A 15,495-nucleotide genomic window follows, 5' to 3' on the forward strand; every position below is an offset into this window, starting at 1 on the left:
GGCAGCGCAAAGAAAAACGGCCCCGCCGAGGCGGGGCCGTTTCTTTTCAAGCGGTGCCGGTGATCAGGCAGCCTTCTTGGCGGCAGCCTTGGAGGTGGTGCTCACGGCCTTGACGGTGGCGTTGGTCGCGGCGGCCACGTTGGCTTCGGCGATCTCGGCGACCTGCTTGGCGGCCTTGCTCATGCTGTCGTAGGCGCTGTTGGCGGCGGCGATCGCGGACTTGACCGCGGCCACGGCGACGTCGGAGCCGGCCGGGGCGGACTTGGCAGCCTTGTCCAGCGCGGAGGCGACGCCCTTGTTCAGTTCGGCAACCTGGCCTTCCAGCAGCTTGGAGACTTCTTCCTGGCTCTGGGAGGTGATCTCATAGACGTTGCGCGCGTAGGCGACGGCCTTCTCGACCAGCGGCTGGGCCAGGGAGGTCTGCAGGCTCACCAGCTCCTGGGCGTCCTTGACGGCCAGCAGGGCCTTGGCGTTGCTCACGCCGTCTTCCAGCAGCGAGCGGGCGGTGTTCAGGTTCAGCGCGGCCAGGCGCTCGGCGCTGGCGAAGGCGGTGTTGGCCAGGGTCAGCAGGGTTTCGATGTTGGCCTTGTTGGTGGCGGCGAACTGCTCGGGGGTAGCAAACATGTGATTCTCCTTCGTTGGATACGGACTATCGTGAATGCGGCAACGGATCGGATGATTTGTTGCGGTGCATCATGCGTCGGATTATAGAAGCCGAGTACATCAAGTCAAGCTCGATGTTGTGCATCGCAGCATCTGGTTTCAATTATCAGATTCAATTGCTTACACGAATCTGACTATTCCCCGTGTTGCGCCCCTCGGAGAGCGTTCGTCATTGCCGGGACTACCCATCCTGGGTCTTCGGTGCCGCGGCCGCGTGGATAGCATGGAGCGGCGGTGTTGCGCTGAAATGACAACGGCCGGCGCAGGGCCGGCCGTGATCGGGAGCAGGTCCGCAGTTAGCGGTGCTTGAACTCGGGCTTGCGCTTCTCGACGAAGGCGGCCATGCCTTCCTTCTGGTCGTCCAGCGCGAAGGCGGAGTGGAACACGCGGCGTTCGAACAGCAGGCCTTCGTTGAGGCTGCCCTCGAAGGCGCGGTTCACCGATTCCTTGATCATCATGACCACCGGCAGGGAGTAGCCGGCAATGGTCTCGGCGGCAGACAGGGCTTCGTCGAGCATTTTGTCGGCGGGCACCACGCGGGCCACCAGGCCGGCGCGTTCGGCTTCGGTGGCGTCCATGAAGCGGGCGGTGAGGCACAGGTCCATGGCCTTGGCCTTGCCGACTGCGCGCGGCAGGCGCTGGGTGCCGCCGGCGCCCGGCAGGATGCCCAGCTTGATCTCCGGCTGGCCGAACTTGGCGGTATCGGCGGCGATGATCATGTCGCACATCATCGCCAGTTCGCAGCCGCCGCCCAGGGCGAAGCCGGCCACCGCGGCGATCACCGGTTTGCGGCAGGTCTTCACCCGTTCCCAGTTGCGGGTGATGTAGTCGCCCTTGTAGGCGTCCATGTAGGAGAAGTTCGCCATGGCGCCGATGTCGGCACCGGCGGCGAAGGCCTTCTCCGAGCCGGTGATGACGATCGCGCCGATGCCTTCGTCGGCCTCGAAGCCGTCGAGCGCGTGACCGATCTCATCGACCAGGGTGTCGTTGAGCGCGTTCAGCGCCTTGGGGCGGTTGAGGGTGATCAGGCCGACGCGGCCGCGGGTTTCGACCAGGATGTTCTCGTAGTTCATGCAGTCTCCTTGTGTTGCGCCTGTTACGGTTGTTGTGGCTGTTGTGGGTTGTTATCGACCGGCTGCCGGAGCTTCGGCCGGCGCCGCGGAGCCTTTGGGCTGGATCACTGCGCGCACGCGTCCGCCGCTGGCTTGTCCGCCGCTGCCCGGCGCGGTGGTGACCACGTAGTTCTCGCTCAGCGCGTCGTATTCGATGTAGTTGCCACGCACTTCGTCGCCGCCGCTCTTGACGTAGGCGCGGACGAACAGCTTGGCGCGCTCGGTGCGGCTGTCGTACTCGATGCGCTCGGCTTCGCCCTCGACATAGTCGTTGGTGCCCTCGCGGCGCTGGCGGAAGGTGGCGAGGCGTCCATCGGTGCCGGTGGCGACGCCGGTCTGGAAACCGTCGGCGCCCTGGGTGACCACCAGCCTGTCGCCGCGGATCTGCAGCGTACCCTGACTGAGGACCACCTTGCCTTCGAACACATGGGTCTTGTTGCGGTCGTCGACGGTGACGTGGTCGGCTTCGATGTTGACCGGCTGCTCACGATCGGCGCGTTCGGCCAGAGCCGGCGAGGTCGCGGCAGCGAGGCTGAGCAGGGTGGTGGCGAGGATGCGTTTCATGGCGTGTTCCGGCCGCGGCGCGGCATGGTGGCATTGACCCTGCCGTCGAGCAGCAGCGTCCCGAAAATACTGTCTGCCTTCAATCCGTTGGCGTGGATGACGGTGTTGCCGCGGGTGAGGACGACCGGGCTGCGGCTGCGCGCGCGTTCGTCGTTCGGCCATACCCTGAGCGTCTCGGATACGAAGGTGGCGTCAGGCTCGCCGGCTAGTCCGCTGCGGCGCCCGCGTACGTTGCCGCGTAGCAGTAGCTCTTCCCCTTCCCGGAAGGCTTCGGCGGTGTCCGCCGTCAACTGGAGTCGGCGACCATTCGACTCCTGATGAAGGCGCGGGTTGTCGAACACGGTCACGTCGGTGCCGGGATAGCGGGTAATGCGGTCTGCAAGCAGTTCGTATCGTTGCCGACCGCTTGCGTCGAAGCTGAGCAGTCGGCTGTTCACGGCGACGAAATCGGGCTTGCCGCGTTCGATCAGCGGCACGCGCTCCTCCTCCGGTGCACTGATCCGAGCCAGCCACAGCGTGGCGCCGGCGAGCAGCGTCAGTGCGACGATGGGATAGAGGCGATGAGCGGGGATGTTCATCGCTCAGGCAAGGTAAGCGGCCAGCATGGCGTCCAGCCGGCCCTGGCTGGCGAGGATGTGGTCGCAGACCTCGCGCACCGCGCCACGGCCACCGCCGCGCCGGGCGACGTAGTCGACATGGCGGCGCACGAAGCTGTGGCCGTCGGCCGGGGTTGCGGCGAAGCCGCAGGCGCGCAGGATGGGCAGGTCGACGACGTCGTCGCCCATGTAGCCGGCCTGCTCGCGCGCAAGGCCGCGGCGGGCGAGCAGGGTGTCGAGGCAGGCGCGCTTGTCCTCGACGCCCATGTGCAGCTCGGCGATGCCGAGGTTGGCGGCGCGCAGCTCCAGCGCACGCGAACTGCGTCCGCTGATGATCGCCACCTCGATGCCGGCGGCCTGCAGCATCTTCAGGCCGTGGCCGTCCAGGCTGGAGAAGGCCTTGATCTCGTCGCCGTTGGGGGTGAAGTAGAGGCTGCCGTCGGTGAGCACGCCATCGACGTCGAAGCCCATCAGGCGGATGTTGGCGGGGGAGCGAGGAGCCTGCATCAGATGACCTTGGCCTGCATCAGATCGTGGGTGGTGAGCGCACCGGCGAGCCGTCCGTCGGCATCGACCGCGATCAGCTGGCTGATGCGCAGGCGCTCCATCATCTCCGCCGCTTCGACCGCCAGGGCGTCGGGCGAGATGGTGTGCGGGTTGCGGGTCATCAGTTCGGCCAGGCGCGCGGTGCGCACGTCGCAGCCCTTCTCCAGCGCGCGGCGCAGATCGCCGTCGGTGAAGATGCCGAGGGGACGGCCGTCGACATCGACCACCGCGGTCATCCCCATGCCGCCGCGGGTGACCTGCAGCAGCGCATCGCTCAGGCTGGCGTCGCTGGCCACCGCCGGTACGCTGCCGGCCGCGCGCATCACGTCGCGCACATGGGTCAGCAGCCGCCGGCCGAGCGCGCCGCCCGGGTGCGAGCGGGCGAAGTCCTCGGCGCCGAAGCCGCGTGCATCGAGCAGGGCCACGGCGAGCGCGTCGCCCAGCGCCAGCGCCGCGGTGGTGCTGGCGGTGGGGGCCAGGTTGAGCGGGCAGGCCTCTTCGGCCACCGCGGTGTCGAGATGGACGTCAGCCTCGCGCGCCAGCGGCGAGGCGGGATTGCCGGTCATGCTGATCAGGCGTGCGCCCTGGCGCTTCACCAGCGGGACGATGGTGAGCAGTTCCTCGCTGGACCCGGAGTAGGACAGCGCGATCACCACGTCCTCGGCGGTGATCATGCCGAGATCGCCGTGAGCGGCTTCGGCGGCGTGCACGAAATAGGCCGGGGTGCCGGTGCTCGCCAGCGTGGCGGCCAGCTTGCGGGCGATGTGGCCCGATTTGCCGATGCCTGTGACGATCACCCGCCCGGTGCGTTGCAGGATCATCGCGACCGCGCGCTCGAATTCCTCACCCACGCGATCGGCCAAAGCGGCGACGGCGCTGGCCTCGATGCGCAGCACGCGCCTGGCCAGGGCGGCGGCGCCTCGGGTGGCGGGTTGAGGGTTGGAGGTTTCGGGCATGGCAGGGTGTTCGAGTGGGCGGGAGGCGCGCTCCCGCAGCGGACGGCGCAAGCGACGAATTATATCAGAGCGCTTTCCCCGGCCCCGGTGTTCCACCGTGAGCCGAAATTGTGTCGTTGTGTGCAATGCAACACCAGTTACAAGGGCGTTACACCTCCTCTGGTAAACTCGTCCGTTTCCCAAACCAGCCCCGAAACCGACCACCGTGTCTGACGCCTCCAATCGTTCACTTGTATGCCTGCGCAATGTGCGTTTCGCCTATGGCGAGCGCGAGATCCTGCGCGGCATCGACCTGTCCGTGCATCGCGGGCAGGTGGTGGCGATCATGGGCGGCAGCGGTTGCGGCAAGACCACCTTGCTGCGTCTGATCGGCGGTCAGCTGCGGGCTTCCGCCGGCAGCATAGAGGTCGATGGGCAGGATCTGGCGCAGCTGTCGCGCGACGAGCTCTACGCGCTGCGCCGCCGCATGGGCATGCTGTTCCAGTTCGGTGCGCTGTTCACCGACATGTCGGTGTTCGACAACGTCGCCTTCCCGCTGCGCGAGCACACCGACCTGCCGCCGGAACTGGTGCGCGACCTGGTGCGCCTCAAGCTCAACGCGGTGGGACTGCGCGGTGCCGAGGCGCTCAGTCCGGCGGAGCTCTCCGGCGGCATGGCGCGCCGGGTGGCGCTGGCGCGCGCGATTGCGCTCGATCCGATGCTGATCATGTATGACGAGCCCTTCGCCGGGCTGGACCCGATCTCGCTCGGGGTGATCGGCCAGCTGATCCGCCGCCTCAACGACGCGCTGGGCGCGAGTTCGATCATGGTCACCCACGACATCCACGAGTCGCTCGAGATCGTCGACTACGTGTACTTCGTCTCCGACGGGCGCATCGTCGCCCAGGGCACGCCCGACGAGATCCGCGCCTCCAGCGACCCCTTCGTGCACCAGTTCGTGCATGCCGAGGCCGACGGGCCGGTGCCTTTCCACTATCCGGCGGACCCGCTGGAAGCCAGCCTGCTGGGCGGGGTGGCTGGATGACCCGGGTGCTCGACCTGCTGCGCCGCATGGGCGCGCGCGTGATCGACGGCGTCTGGCGGCTGGGTTTCGCGGCGCGCTTCTTCATGCTGGTGCTGCTGTACTCCGGGCAGTCCTTCCGCCGGCTGCACCTGACCATACGCGAGATCTACTTCTCCGGCGTGCTGTCGCTGCTGATCATCCTGGTGTCCGGGCTGTTCGTCGGCCTGGTGCTCGGCCTGCAGGGCTACGAGACCTTGCAGCGCTATGGTTCGAGCGAGGCGCTCGGCGTGCTGGTGGCGCTGTCGCTTACCCGCGAGCTCGGCCCGGTGGTGGCCGGCCTGCTGTTCGCCAGCCGCGCCGGCTCCGCGGTGACCGCCGAGATCGGCCTGATGAAGACCACCGAACAGCTCAAGGCCATGGACATGATGGCGGTCAGCCCGCTGGCGCGCGTGGTGGCGCCGCGCTTCTGGGGCGGGGTGATCTCCATGCCCTTGCTCGCCGCGCTGTTCTCCGCCATGGGCATCTTCGGCGGCTGGCTGATCGGGGTGATGTTCATCGGCGTCGATGGCGGTGCCTTCTGGTCGCAGATGCAGGCGGCGGTGGATTTCCGCTACGACATCATGAACGGCGTCATCAAGAGCGTGGTGTTCGGCATCGCGGTGTCGCTGATCGCGGTGTTCGAGGGCTACGACTGCACGCCCACCGCCGAGGGCGTGTCGCGCGCCATCACGCGCACCGTGGTGAGTTCCGCGCTGGCCATCCTGGCGCTCGATTTCGTACTGACTTCTTTCATGTTCCGGGGTCAATCATGAGCCGTACCGTGCTCGACCTGTGGGTCGGCTTCTTCGTGGCGATCGGCTTCGCCGCGCTGCTCTTCCTGGCGATGAAGGTGGGCAATTTCGCCGGCTTCAACAACCTGCCCACCTACGTGATCGAAGCGCCCTTCGACAACATCGGCGGGCTCAAGGTGCGCGCGCCGGTCAAGAGCGCCGGGGTGGTGGTCGGCAGGGTGGCCGACATCCGCTTCGATCCGGAGCGCTACCGTGCGGTGGTAAGCTTGCGCGTCGAGACGCGCTACCCCTTCCCGCGCGACACCATCGCCACCATCCTCACCTCCGGCCTGCTCGGCGAGCAGTACGTCGGACTGGAGCCGGGCGGTGACATCGAGATGCTGGCCGATGGCGACGCCGTCCAGATCACCCAGTCGGCCGTCGTGCTCGAGAAGCTGATCGGCCAGTTCCTCTACAACCGTGCAGCCGAAACGCCGGCCAACTGAGCGCCCTGCCGGCTTCGGAGACCAACAATGACGACGCGCAAACCCGGCTCTTCGTTCCGTATCGCCGCACTGGCCTGCGGGGTGATCCTGGCAAGCGGCTGTGCGAGCACGCCGCGCAACCCGGACGATCCGCTGGAGGGCTATAACCGGGCGATGTTCGCCTTCAACGAGAACCTGGACAAGGCCTTGGTCAAGCCGGTCGCGCAGGCCTATGACTACGTGACGCCCAAGCCCGTGCAGACGGGTGTGGGCAACTTCTTCGGCAACCTAGCCGATCCGTGGATCGGGCTGAACAACATGCTGCAGGGCAAGCCGGCGGAGGCCTTCTCCGACTGGATGCGCTTCATGGTGAACTCGGTGTTCGGCATCTTCGGTTTGCTCGACATTGCCAGCGAAGCGCGCTTGCCCAAGCATGACGAGGACTTTGGCCAGACCCTGGCGGTATGGGGCGTGGGCGAGGGACCGTACTTCGTGGTGCCGTTCTTCGGGCCGCGCACGGTGCGCGACGCCGCGGTGCTGCCAGTTGACCTTGTCGGCGACAAGGTCTGGCGCGCCGGCCATGTGCCGACCCGTAATGCCATCAGGGTGCTGGACATCACCCATGCCCGCGCCACCTTGCTAGGTGCCGACCGCACGCTGGAAGAGAGTACCTTCGACAAGTACGCTTACCTGCGCGACTTCTACCTGCAGCAGCGTCGTTACAAGGTGCATGACGGGAACCCGCCGGTCGAGTACGAGGATTTCAACGGCGCCTCGCTTCCTGGGCAGTCCCCTCGCCTGGTCGATATGGCCGCCGTTGCCGCGATCGCGCGGCTGGAGCTGGTAGATCCCATGGCCGTCGGCGCCGTCGAAACGGCGCCCGTGCCCAACCACGAGTGAATCGACGATGAAGAAGCTTTTCCTTGGTTTCTGTCTGCTGTTGGGTGCGCTGCTGCCGGCCCACGCCGCGCTGACGCCGCCCGACCAGCTGGTGCGCACCGTGACCGACGATGTCCTGGAAATCGTCCGCCAGGATCAGGACATCCAGCGCGGCAATGCCGACAGGGCGATCGCCCTGGTCGAGGAGAAGGTGTTGCCGCACTTCAACTTCCGCCGCATGACCATGTTGGCGGTGGGGCGCGACTGGCGTCAGGCCACCCCGGAACAACAGGCGCGCCTGGTCGATTCTTTCCGTACTCTGCTGGTGCGCACCTACTCGAACGCCCTGACACAATACCGCGACCAGACCATCGACTTCCGCCCGCTGCGCGCCGCGCCGTCCGACACGACGGTGCAGGTTCGCACCGAGGTGCGTCAGTCCGGGGCGCAGCCCATCGCCATCGACTACGTCCTCGAGCGCACCGATGCCGGCTGGAAGGTGTTCGACGTCATCGTCGCCGGCGTCAGCCTGGTGACCAACTACCGCGGCACTTTCTCCCAGGAGATCCGCAGCAGCGGGATCGACGGCCTGATCGACGCCCTCGAACGCCGCAACGGCGAACTGGCTGGAAGCGCGGCGCGCTGATGATGAAGGTGGAGGGCGATCTGCTGCGCCTCGAGGGGCCCTTGACCATGGCTACCGCGGGCGCCTTGCTCGATGCCGGCCGCCGGCAGGTTGCCGCAGCCGACCGGGTGATCGACCTTAGTGCGGTCAGCACGGCCGACTCTGCGGCCCTGGCGCTGCTGTTCGACTGGCTGCGCACCGCGCGGGCGAACGGCCGTCGGCTGACGGTCCGCGGCCTGCCTGAAGGGCTGCGCAGCCTGGCAGCGCTGTACGGCGCCGAAGCGCTGCTGCCGCTGGAAGTCTGAGTCCGGCCCCGCATGTCCCTGCCCGCCATCCGAGTCGCCGGGGTCACCAAGCGCTACGGCGCGCTGCAGGCGCTTGCCGGCGTCGACCTCGAAGTCCACCAGGGCGAATTCTTCGGCCTGCTCGGCCCCAACGGCGCCGGCAAGACCACGCTGATCTCCTCGCTCGCCGGGCTGGTGCGACCCGACGGCGGCACGCTGGAAGTCATGGGTCACGACGTGGTCAGCGACTACCGCAACGCCCGCCGCGCGCTCGGCGTAGTGCCGCAGGAACTGGTCTTCGACCCCTTCTTCAGCGTGCGCGAGTTGCTTCGCATCCAGTCGGGCTACTTCGGCATCCGCGGCAACGACGACTGGATCGACGAGATCCTCGCCAGCCTGGATCTCACCGCCAAGGCCAACGTGAACATGCGCGCGCTCTCGGGCGGCATGAAGCGCCGGGTGCTGGTCGCCCAGGCGCTGGTGCATCGTCCGCCGGTGATCGTGCTCGACGAGCCCACCGCCGGGGTGGACGTCGAATTGCGCCAGGGGCTGTGGGCTTTCGTGCGCAAGCTCAACCGCGACGGGCACACTATCGTGCTCACCACCCACTATCTGGAAGAGGCGGAGACGCTCTGCGGGCGCATCGCCATGCTCAAGGCCGGCCGTGTGGTGGCGCTGGACACCACCGCCAACCTGCTCGACCGCTTCGCCACCCACTCGCTGCGCGCCAAGCTTGCGCAACCGCAGGCCGGCGTAGCGCTGGGCGGTACGCTGGCCGAGGATGGCTGGGTGGATTTCGTCTTCGACAGCTACGGCGACGTCGAGCCGCTGCTCGCGCGCCTGCGCGAGGCCGGTGCCGGCATGCAGGAGATGCAGCTCGGCGAACCCGACCTGGAGCGCGTGTTCGTGGAGGTCATGCACCGTGCGTGAGGCGCGCCTGGTCGGATTCCGTACCCTGCTGTACAAGGAGGTGCTGCGCTTCTGGAAGGTGAGCTTCCAGACCGTGGCCGCGCCGGTGCTCAACGCGGTGCTCTTCCTGCTGATCTTCTCGCACGTGCTCGACCGCCATGTCACGGTCTATGGCGACATCGCCTACACCACCTTCCTGGTGCCGGGCCTGATCATGATGTCGCTGCTGCAGAACGCCTTCGCCAACAGCTCGTCCTCGCTGATCCAGAGCAAGATCACCGGCAACATCATCTTCGTGCTGCTGCCGCCGCTCTCTTACCGAGAGTTCTACGCCGCCTACGTGATCGCCTCGGTGGCGCGCGGACTGTTCGTCGGCGTCGGCGTGCTGCTGGTGTCGCTGCCCTTCGTCGATCTGCCCTTCGCCCACCCGCTGTGGATCCTCGCCTTCGCGCTGATGGGCGGGGCCATCCTCGGTTCGCTGGGCATGATCGCCGGCATCTGGGCGGACAAGTTCGACCAGCTCGCCGCCTTCCAGAACTTCCTCATCCTGCCGCTGACCATGCTCTCCGGCGTGTTCTATTCGCTGCACTCCCTGCCGCAGCTGTGGCAGGACATCTCCCACGTCAACCCGTTCTTCTTCATGATCGACGGTTTCCGCTACGGCTTCTTCGGCCAGTCGGACGTCTCGCCATGGTTGAGCCTGGCGGTGGTGGGCGTATCCTTGCTCCTTCTCGCGGCCCTGACCCTGGCGATGCTCGCCCGGGGCTACAAGCTGCGGGCCTGATCCCATACAGAGAATCACCATGTTTCCAGCAGAAGAAATCGAGCGTCTGATCGAAGCAGGCATGGCCTGCGACTATGTGAACATCCAGGGCGACGACGGCGTGCACTTCACCGGCATCGTCGTCAGCGCAGCCTTCGAAGGCCTGCCGCGGGTGCGCCAGCACCAGGCGGTGTACGCCACCCTCGGCAAGTTGATGGGCAACGAGATCCACGCCCTGCAGCTGCAGACCTACACGCCGGCCAAGTGGGCCGAGGTGCGCAAGGATCTCGATCTCTGATGGACAAGCTGTTGATCGAAGGCGGCACCCGCCTCAGCGGTGAAGTCGCCATCTCCGGCGCCAAGAACGCCGCGCTGCCGCTGCTGTGCGCCGCGCTGCTCACCGCCGAGCCGGTGACCTTCACCAACGTGCCGCAGCTCAATGACATCGGTACGCTGCTCCGGCTGATCGCGCAGATGGGTGTGAAGGTGGAGCGCGACGCCGCCGCCGGCACGGTGACGCTGGACGCCGGCGCGCTCGACAACCCGGTGGCGCCCTACGAGCTGGTCAAGACCATGCGCGCCTCCATCCTGGTGCTCGGGCCGCTGGTGGCGCGTTGCGGCGAGGCGCGGGTGAGCCTGCCCGGCGGCTGCGCGATCGGCGCCCGCCCGGTGGATCAGCACATCAAGGGTCTGCAGGCGATGGGGGCCGACGTGCGGGTGGAGCACGGCTACGTGCATGCCACGGTGCCGCGCCTGAAAGGGGCCAGGCTGTTCACCGACATGGTCACCGTGACCGGCACCGAGAACCTGATGATGGCCGCCTGCCTGGCCGACGGCGAGACGGTGATCGAGAACGCCGCGCGCGAGCCCGAGGTGCTCGACCTGGCCAACTGCCTGATCGCCATGGGTGCGCGCATCACCGGCGCGGGCACCGACGTGATCCGCATCCGCGGCGTCGAACGCCTGTCCGGCACCACCCACCGCATCATGCCGGACCGCATCGAGACCGGCACCTACCTGTGCGCGGCCGCCGCCACCGGCGGCGAGATCCGCCTGACCAACACCTCGTCCTGCTACCTCGACGCGGTGATCGACAAGCTGATGGATGCCGGCTGCGAGATATCCTCGGAACGCGACGCAATCCATCTCAAGGCGCCGGAGCGCCTCACCGCGGTGAGCATCCGCACCGCCCCGTACCCGGCCTTTCCGACCGACATGCAGGCGCAGTTCATGGCGATCAACTGCGTGGCGGACGGCGCGGCGATGATCCGCGAGACCATCTTCGAGAACCGCTTCATGCACGCGGTCGAGCTGCAGCGCCTGGGCGCTGACATCCGCATCGACGGCAACACCGCGGTGGTGCAGGGTGTCGCCCGCCTGGAAGGCGCCACGGTGATGGCCACCGACCTGCGCGCCTCGGCCAGCCTGGTGATCGCCGGACTGGTCGCCGAGGGCGAGACCGTCATCGAGCGCATCTACCACCTCGACCGCGGCTACGAGCGTCTGGAAGACAAGCTCGCCGCGCTGGGCGCGCGGGTGCGCCGGCTCGCTTGAGCGCTGATATGCCCGCAGCCGCCACGCCGCGCGCGATCGTCGTCGGCGGCGGCCCAGCGGGCTTGATGGCCGCCGAGGTGCTGGCGGCCGGCGGCGTGGCGGTCGACTTGTATGAAGCCATGCCGACGGTGGGGCGCAAGTTCCTGCTCGCCGGGCGCGGCGGGCTCAATCTCACCCATTCCGAGGCGCCGGCGGATTTTCTCGCACGCTACGGCGAACGCCGCGCGCAGATCGAACCGCTGCTCGCCGCCTTCGGCCCACAGGGCTTGCGCGACTGGGCGCAGGGCCTGGGCGTGGACACCTTCGTCGGCTCCAGCGGGCGGGTCTTTCCGGTGGGCATGAAGGCCGCGCCCTTGCTGCGCGCCTGGCTGCACCGGCTGCGCGAGGCCGGGGTGCGCATCCATGTGCGCGAGCGCTGGCAGGGCTGGGACGAGCACGGTGCGCTGCTATTCGACGGCCCGGGCGGGCGTCATGCGGAGCTCGCCAGTGCGGTGGTGTATGCGCTGGGCGGCGGGAGCTGGGCGCGCTTCGGTGCGGATGCGCGCTGGATCGCACCCTTCACCGCGCGTGGCGTGCCGGTGGCGCCGCTGCGTCCGGCCAACTGCGGCTTCGATGTCGCCGGCGGCTGGTCGGCGCATCTGCTCGAGCGCCATGCCGGGCAGCCGCTCAAGAACATCGCGCTGTCCTTCGTCGATGCACAGGGCGAAACCCGTAGCCGCACCGGCGAGTGCCTGCTGACCCGCAGCGGCCTGGAAGGCAGCCTGATCTATGCGCTGTCGGCGCCGCTGCGCGACGCGCTCGCCGCCCGCGGTGCGCTCGAGATCCGCCTCGACCTGCTGCCGGCGCGCGAACCCGCCTGGATCGAGGCGCAGCTCGCCCGGCCGCGCGGCAGCCGCTCGATGGGCTCGCATCTGCAGGGCAAGCTGGGGTTGGGTGGCCTCAAGGCGGCGCTGCTGCACGAGGTGCTGGGTCGCCAGTTGCCGGCCTCTGCCGGCGAACTGGCCGCGGCGATCAAGGCGCTGCCGCTCACGCTTGCCGCCACCCGGCCGATCGACGAGGCGATCAGCACCGCGGGCGGGGTGGCGTTCGACGCTCTCGATGCGACGCTGATGCTGAAGGCTCAGCCGGGCCATTTCTGCGCCGGCGAAATGCTGGACTGGGAAGCGCCCACCGGCGGCTATCTGCTCACCGCCTGCTTTGCGCAGGGGGGGGTGGCGGGCCGGGGCGCGCTGGCCTGGCTGGCCCGGCGCGCCGCCTGAAAGACCTCAGGCCTCGGCGGCCGGCTGTTCGACCTCCATCACGCGGATGCGGATGGCCTTGCCGTCCGGGGTCATCCAGTCGATGCACTGCCCGCGCGACAGGCCAAGCAGCGCGCTGCCGGCGGGGGAGAATACCGACACCTTGCCGCCTTCCTGGCTGGCCTCGTGCGGATACACCAGGGTCAACGCGTAGTCCTTGCCACTCAATTCCTCGCAGAAACGCACCCGGCTGCCCATGGTGATGACATCGCCGGGCAGATCCTCCGCGTCGCGTACGTCGGCACGTGCCAGTTCGTCGCGCAGGCCGTCCAGGTCGCTGCGGCTGCGCGCGTTGGCAGCGTGCAGCAGGCCTTCCAGGCGGTCGAGGTCGGTCGAGGAAACGATGATTTCGGGCTTCATGGCAGGGTCTCGCTAGGGCTCCATCGGGTCGGGCGCAGGGCTGGAAAAAGAAAAAACGGCCGAACCGCCGCGCGCGGTTCAGCCGAGGCGTCAAGGCTAACAGAAGCCGTGCCGGGTTACAATGAGCGCCTTTTCGCATCGCCGAGGCGCTTTCGTGTCCAGCATCACCCTCGCCCTGTCCAAGGGCCGCATCTTCGAGGAGACCCTGCCGCTGCTCGCCGCGGCCGGTATCGAGCCGACCGACAACCCGGAAAGCTCGCGCAAGCTCATCATCGGCACCAACCGCCCGGATGTGCGCCTGGTGATCGTACGCGCGACCGACGTGCCGACCTATGTGCAGTACGGCGCGGCCGACCTGGGCATCGCCGGCAAGGATGTGCTGCTGGAGCATGGCGGCGCGGGGCTGTACCAGCCGCTGGACCTCAACATCGCGCGCTGCCGGCTGTGCGTGGCGGTGCCCAAGGGCTTCGACTACGCCGCGGCCAGCAAGCCGGGCGGGCGCATCCGCGTGGCGACCAAGTACATCAACAGCGCCAAGGCCCACTTCGCCGCCAAGGGCATGCATGTGGACCTGATCAAGCTCTACGGCTCCATGGAGCTGGCGCCGCTGGTCGGGCTGGCGGACGCCATCGTGGACCTGGTGTCCACCGGCGGCACGCTGCGCGCCAACAACCTGGAGGAGGTCGAGGACATCATGCCGATCAGCTCGCGCCTGGTCTGCAACCAGGCCTCCCTGAAGCTCAAGCGCGAACTCATCCAGCCGGTGCTGGATGCCTTTGCCGGAGCGGTCAAATGAGCGACGCCATCCGCAGGCTGGACGCCCGCGAACCCGAATTCCTGAGCACGCTCGACGCCTTGCTGGCCTTCGAGTCCGAGGCCGACGAGCGCATCGATGCGGCGGTCACCGAGATCCTGCGCGCGGTGCGTGGCACCGGCGACGCGGCGGTGATCGAGTACACCCGCCGCTTCGACCACCTGGATGTCGGCTCGATGGCCGAACTGGAACTGCCGCACGCCGAGCTCAAGGCCGCGCTCGACGGGCTCACCGTCGAGCAGCGCGAGGCCCTGCGCATCGCCGCCGACCGCGTGCGCCAGTACCACGAGCGCCAGAAAATCGACTCCTGGTCCTACCAGGAGGCCGACGGCAGCCGGCTCGGCCAGCAGGTCACCGCGCTCGACCGTGTGGGCCTCTACGTGCCGGGCGGGCGCGCCTCCTATCCCAGCTCGGTGCTGATGAATGCCATTCCGGCCAAGGTGGCCGGGGTGGGCGAACTGATCATGGTGGTGCCCACCCCGCGCGGCGAAAGGAATTCCCTGGTACTGGCCGCGGCGGCGATCGCCGGGGTGGACCGGGTGTTTACCATCGGCGGCGCGCAGGCGGTGGCCGCGCTGGCCTACGGCACCCAGACCATTCCCCAGGTGGACAAGATCGTCGGCCCGGGCAACGCCTACGTGGCCGAGGCCAAGCGCCGGGTCTTCGGCACGGTGGGCATCGACATGGTGGCCGGCCCCTCCGAGGTGCTGATCATCTCCGACGGCAGCGGCAATCCGGATTGGGTGGCGATGGATCTCTTCGCCCAGGCCGAGCACGACGAGCTGGCCCAGTCCATCCTGCTGTGCACCGACGCGGCCTTCATCGACGCGGTGGCCGCTTCCATCGATCGCCTGCTGCCGACCATGCCGCGGCACGAGATCATCGCCAAGTCGCTGGCCAATCGCGGTGCGCTGATCCGGGTGGACAACCTCGACCAGGCCTGCGCGATCGCCAACCGCATCGCGCCCGAACACCTCGAACTGTCGCTCGCCGAGCCCGAGCCGTGGGTGGCGAAGATCCGCCACGCCGGCGCGATCTTCGTCGGCCACCACTCGGTCGAGGCGCTGGGCGACTACTGCGCCGGCCCCAACCACGTGCTGCCGACCATGCGCAGCGCGCGCTTCTCCTCGCCGTTGGGGGTGTACGACTTCCAGAAGCGCACCAGCATCGTGCATATCTCGGAAGCCGGCGCGCAGACGCTGGGCAAGGTGGCTTCCATCCTCGCGCATGGCGAAGGGCTGCAGGCCCACGCGCGCTCCGCGGAGATGCGCCTCAAGAGCTCTTGAATGTCCGGATCGCGGCCAAGGCCGCTCC

General features: G+C 68.0%; 20 protein-coding genes. 13 read left to right on the forward strand and 7 right to left on the reverse strand.

Translation table 11 applies throughout. The features are described 5' to 3' along the window. Positions 1-63: 63 nt before the first annotated feature. From IAI53_RS16415 to IAI53_RS16440, 6 genes are all read right to left on the reverse strand, one after another. Entirely contained in the window at positions 64-624 is a 561-nt protein-coding gene (locus IAI53_RS16415; protein ID WP_187719211.1) for a phasin family protein, read from the reverse strand. Positions 625-959: 335 nt separating this feature from the next. Continuing rightward, complete coding sequence (locus tag IAI53_RS16420) at positions 960-1,736, reverse strand: enoyl-CoA hydratase (RefSeq protein ID WP_187719212.1); 777 nt, start codon at positions 1,734-1,736, stop codon at positions 960-962. A 51-nt stretch (positions 1,737-1,787) separates the two neighbouring features. Then, on the reverse strand, positions 1,788-2,339 hold the full coding sequence (gene lptA, locus IAI53_RS16425) for a lipopolysaccharide transport periplasmic protein LptA (protein ID WP_187719213.1): 552 nt from the start codon (positions 2,337-2,339) through the stop codon (positions 1,788-1,790). After that, positions 2,336-2,917: an LPS export ABC transporter periplasmic protein LptC gene (lptC, locus tag IAI53_RS16430; RefSeq protein WP_187719214.1), complete on the reverse strand. Its 582-nt coding sequence runs from the start codon at positions 2,915-2,917 to the stop codon at positions 2,336-2,338. Before lptC ends, lptA begins: the two co-directional genes overlap by 4 nt. A 3-nt stretch (positions 2,918-2,920) precedes the next feature. Next, positions 2,921-3,442 carry a KdsC family phosphatase gene (locus IAI53_RS16435; RefSeq protein ID WP_187719215.1) on the reverse strand — a complete coding sequence of 174 codons (522 nt, stop codon included), beginning with the start codon at positions 3,440-3,442 and terminating at the stop codon, positions 2,921-2,923. Continuing rightward, on the reverse strand, positions 3,442-4,437 hold the full coding sequence (locus IAI53_RS16440; protein WP_187719216.1) for a KpsF/GutQ family sugar-phosphate isomerase: 996 nt from the start codon (positions 4,435-4,437) through the stop codon (positions 3,442-3,444). Before IAI53_RS16440 ends, IAI53_RS16435 begins: the two co-directional genes overlap by 1 nt. A gap of 205 nt (positions 4,438-4,642) precedes the next feature. Here IAI53_RS16440 and IAI53_RS16445 point away from each other — a divergent pair, with 205 nt between their 5' ends. From IAI53_RS16445 to IAI53_RS16495, 11 genes are read left to right on the forward strand one after another with little or no spacing between them, the layout of a single operon-like run. Further along, positions 4,643-5,461 carry an ABC transporter ATP-binding protein gene (locus IAI53_RS16445; protein WP_187719217.1) on the forward strand — a complete coding sequence of 273 codons (819 nt, stop codon included), beginning with the start codon at positions 4,643-4,645 and terminating at the stop codon, positions 5,459-5,461. Then, positions 5,458-6,252 (forward strand): lipid asymmetry maintenance ABC transporter permease subunit MlaE, encoded by a 795-nt coding sequence (gene mlaE / locus IAI53_RS16450; RefSeq protein WP_187719218.1) that lies wholly within the window; start codon positions 5,458-5,460, stop codon positions 6,250-6,252. Before IAI53_RS16445 ends, mlaE begins: the two co-directional genes overlap by 4 nt. Further along, on the forward strand, positions 6,249-6,716 hold the full coding sequence (gene mlaD / locus IAI53_RS16455) for an outer membrane lipid asymmetry maintenance protein MlaD (protein WP_187719219.1): 468 nt from the start codon (positions 6,249-6,251) through the stop codon (positions 6,714-6,716). The genes mlaE and mlaD overlap by 4 nt, the downstream gene beginning before the upstream one ends. 27 nt (positions 6,717-6,743) lie before the next feature. Continuing rightward, entirely contained in the window at positions 6,744-7,595 is an 852-nt protein-coding gene (locus tag IAI53_RS16460; RefSeq protein ID WP_187719220.1) for an MlaA family lipoprotein, read from the forward strand. A gap of 7 nt (positions 7,596-7,602) precedes the next feature. Then, entirely contained in the window at positions 7,603-8,220 is a 618-nt protein-coding gene (locus IAI53_RS16465) for an MlaC/ttg2D family ABC transporter substrate-binding protein (RefSeq protein ID WP_187719221.1), read from the forward strand. Then, complete coding sequence (locus tag IAI53_RS16470) at positions 8,220-8,504, forward strand: STAS domain-containing protein (protein ID WP_187719222.1); 285 nt, start codon at positions 8,220-8,222, stop codon at positions 8,502-8,504. The genes IAI53_RS16465 and IAI53_RS16470 overlap by 1 nt, the downstream gene beginning before the upstream one ends. Positions 8,505-8,516: 12 nt before the next feature. Further along, positions 8,517-9,413 (forward strand): ABC transporter ATP-binding protein, encoded by an 897-nt coding sequence (locus IAI53_RS16475; RefSeq protein WP_187719223.1) that lies wholly within the window; start codon positions 8,517-8,519, stop codon positions 9,411-9,413. Next, entirely contained in the window at positions 9,406-10,176 is a 771-nt protein-coding gene (locus IAI53_RS16480; protein WP_187719224.1) for an ABC transporter permease, read from the forward strand. Before IAI53_RS16475 ends, IAI53_RS16480 begins: the two co-directional genes overlap by 8 nt. Before the next feature lie 19 nt (positions 10,177-10,195). Further along, complete coding sequence (locus tag IAI53_RS16485; protein WP_187719225.1) at positions 10,196-10,453, forward strand: BolA family protein; 258 nt, start codon at positions 10,196-10,198, stop codon at positions 10,451-10,453. Then, a complete protein-coding gene (gene murA, locus IAI53_RS16490; protein ID WP_187719226.1) occupies positions 10,453-11,709 on the forward strand; it encodes a UDP-N-acetylglucosamine 1-carboxyvinyltransferase in 1,257 nt (418 codons plus the stop codon). Before IAI53_RS16485 ends, murA begins: the two co-directional genes overlap by 1 nt. Before the next feature lie 8 nt (positions 11,710-11,717). Continuing rightward, positions 11,718-12,968: a TIGR03862 family flavoprotein gene (locus IAI53_RS16495; RefSeq protein ID WP_187719227.1), complete on the forward strand. Its 1,251-nt coding sequence runs from the start codon at positions 11,718-11,720 to the stop codon at positions 12,966-12,968. A 6-nt stretch (positions 12,969-12,974) separates the two neighbouring features. Here the strand turns inward: IAI53_RS16495 and rnk are convergent, their stop codons facing one another. Then, positions 12,975-13,367: a nucleoside diphosphate kinase regulator gene (gene rnk, locus IAI53_RS16500; RefSeq protein ID WP_187719228.1), complete on the reverse strand. Its 393-nt coding sequence runs from the start codon at positions 13,365-13,367 to the stop codon at positions 12,975-12,977. A gap of 154 nt (positions 13,368-13,521) precedes the next feature. On the opposite strand from rnk, the gene hisG reads away from it, so the two are divergent. Beyond that, a complete protein-coding gene (gene hisG / locus IAI53_RS16505) occupies positions 13,522-14,163 on the forward strand; it encodes an ATP phosphoribosyltransferase (protein ID WP_187719229.1) in 642 nt (213 codons plus the stop codon). Further along, positions 14,160-15,467 carry a histidinol dehydrogenase gene (gene hisD, locus IAI53_RS16510; RefSeq protein ID WP_187719230.1) on the forward strand — a complete coding sequence of 436 codons (1,308 nt, stop codon included), beginning with the start codon at positions 14,160-14,162 and terminating at the stop codon, positions 15,465-15,467. The genes hisG and hisD overlap by 4 nt, the downstream gene beginning before the upstream one ends. The last annotated feature ends 28 nt before the right edge of the window (positions 15,468-15,495 follow it).

Origin of the sequence: Thauera sedimentorum (assembly GCF_014489115.1) — a bacterium.
Taxonomy (GTDB): Bacteria; Pseudomonadota; Gammaproteobacteria; order Burkholderiales; family Rhodocyclaceae; genus Pseudothauera; species Pseudothauera sedimentorum.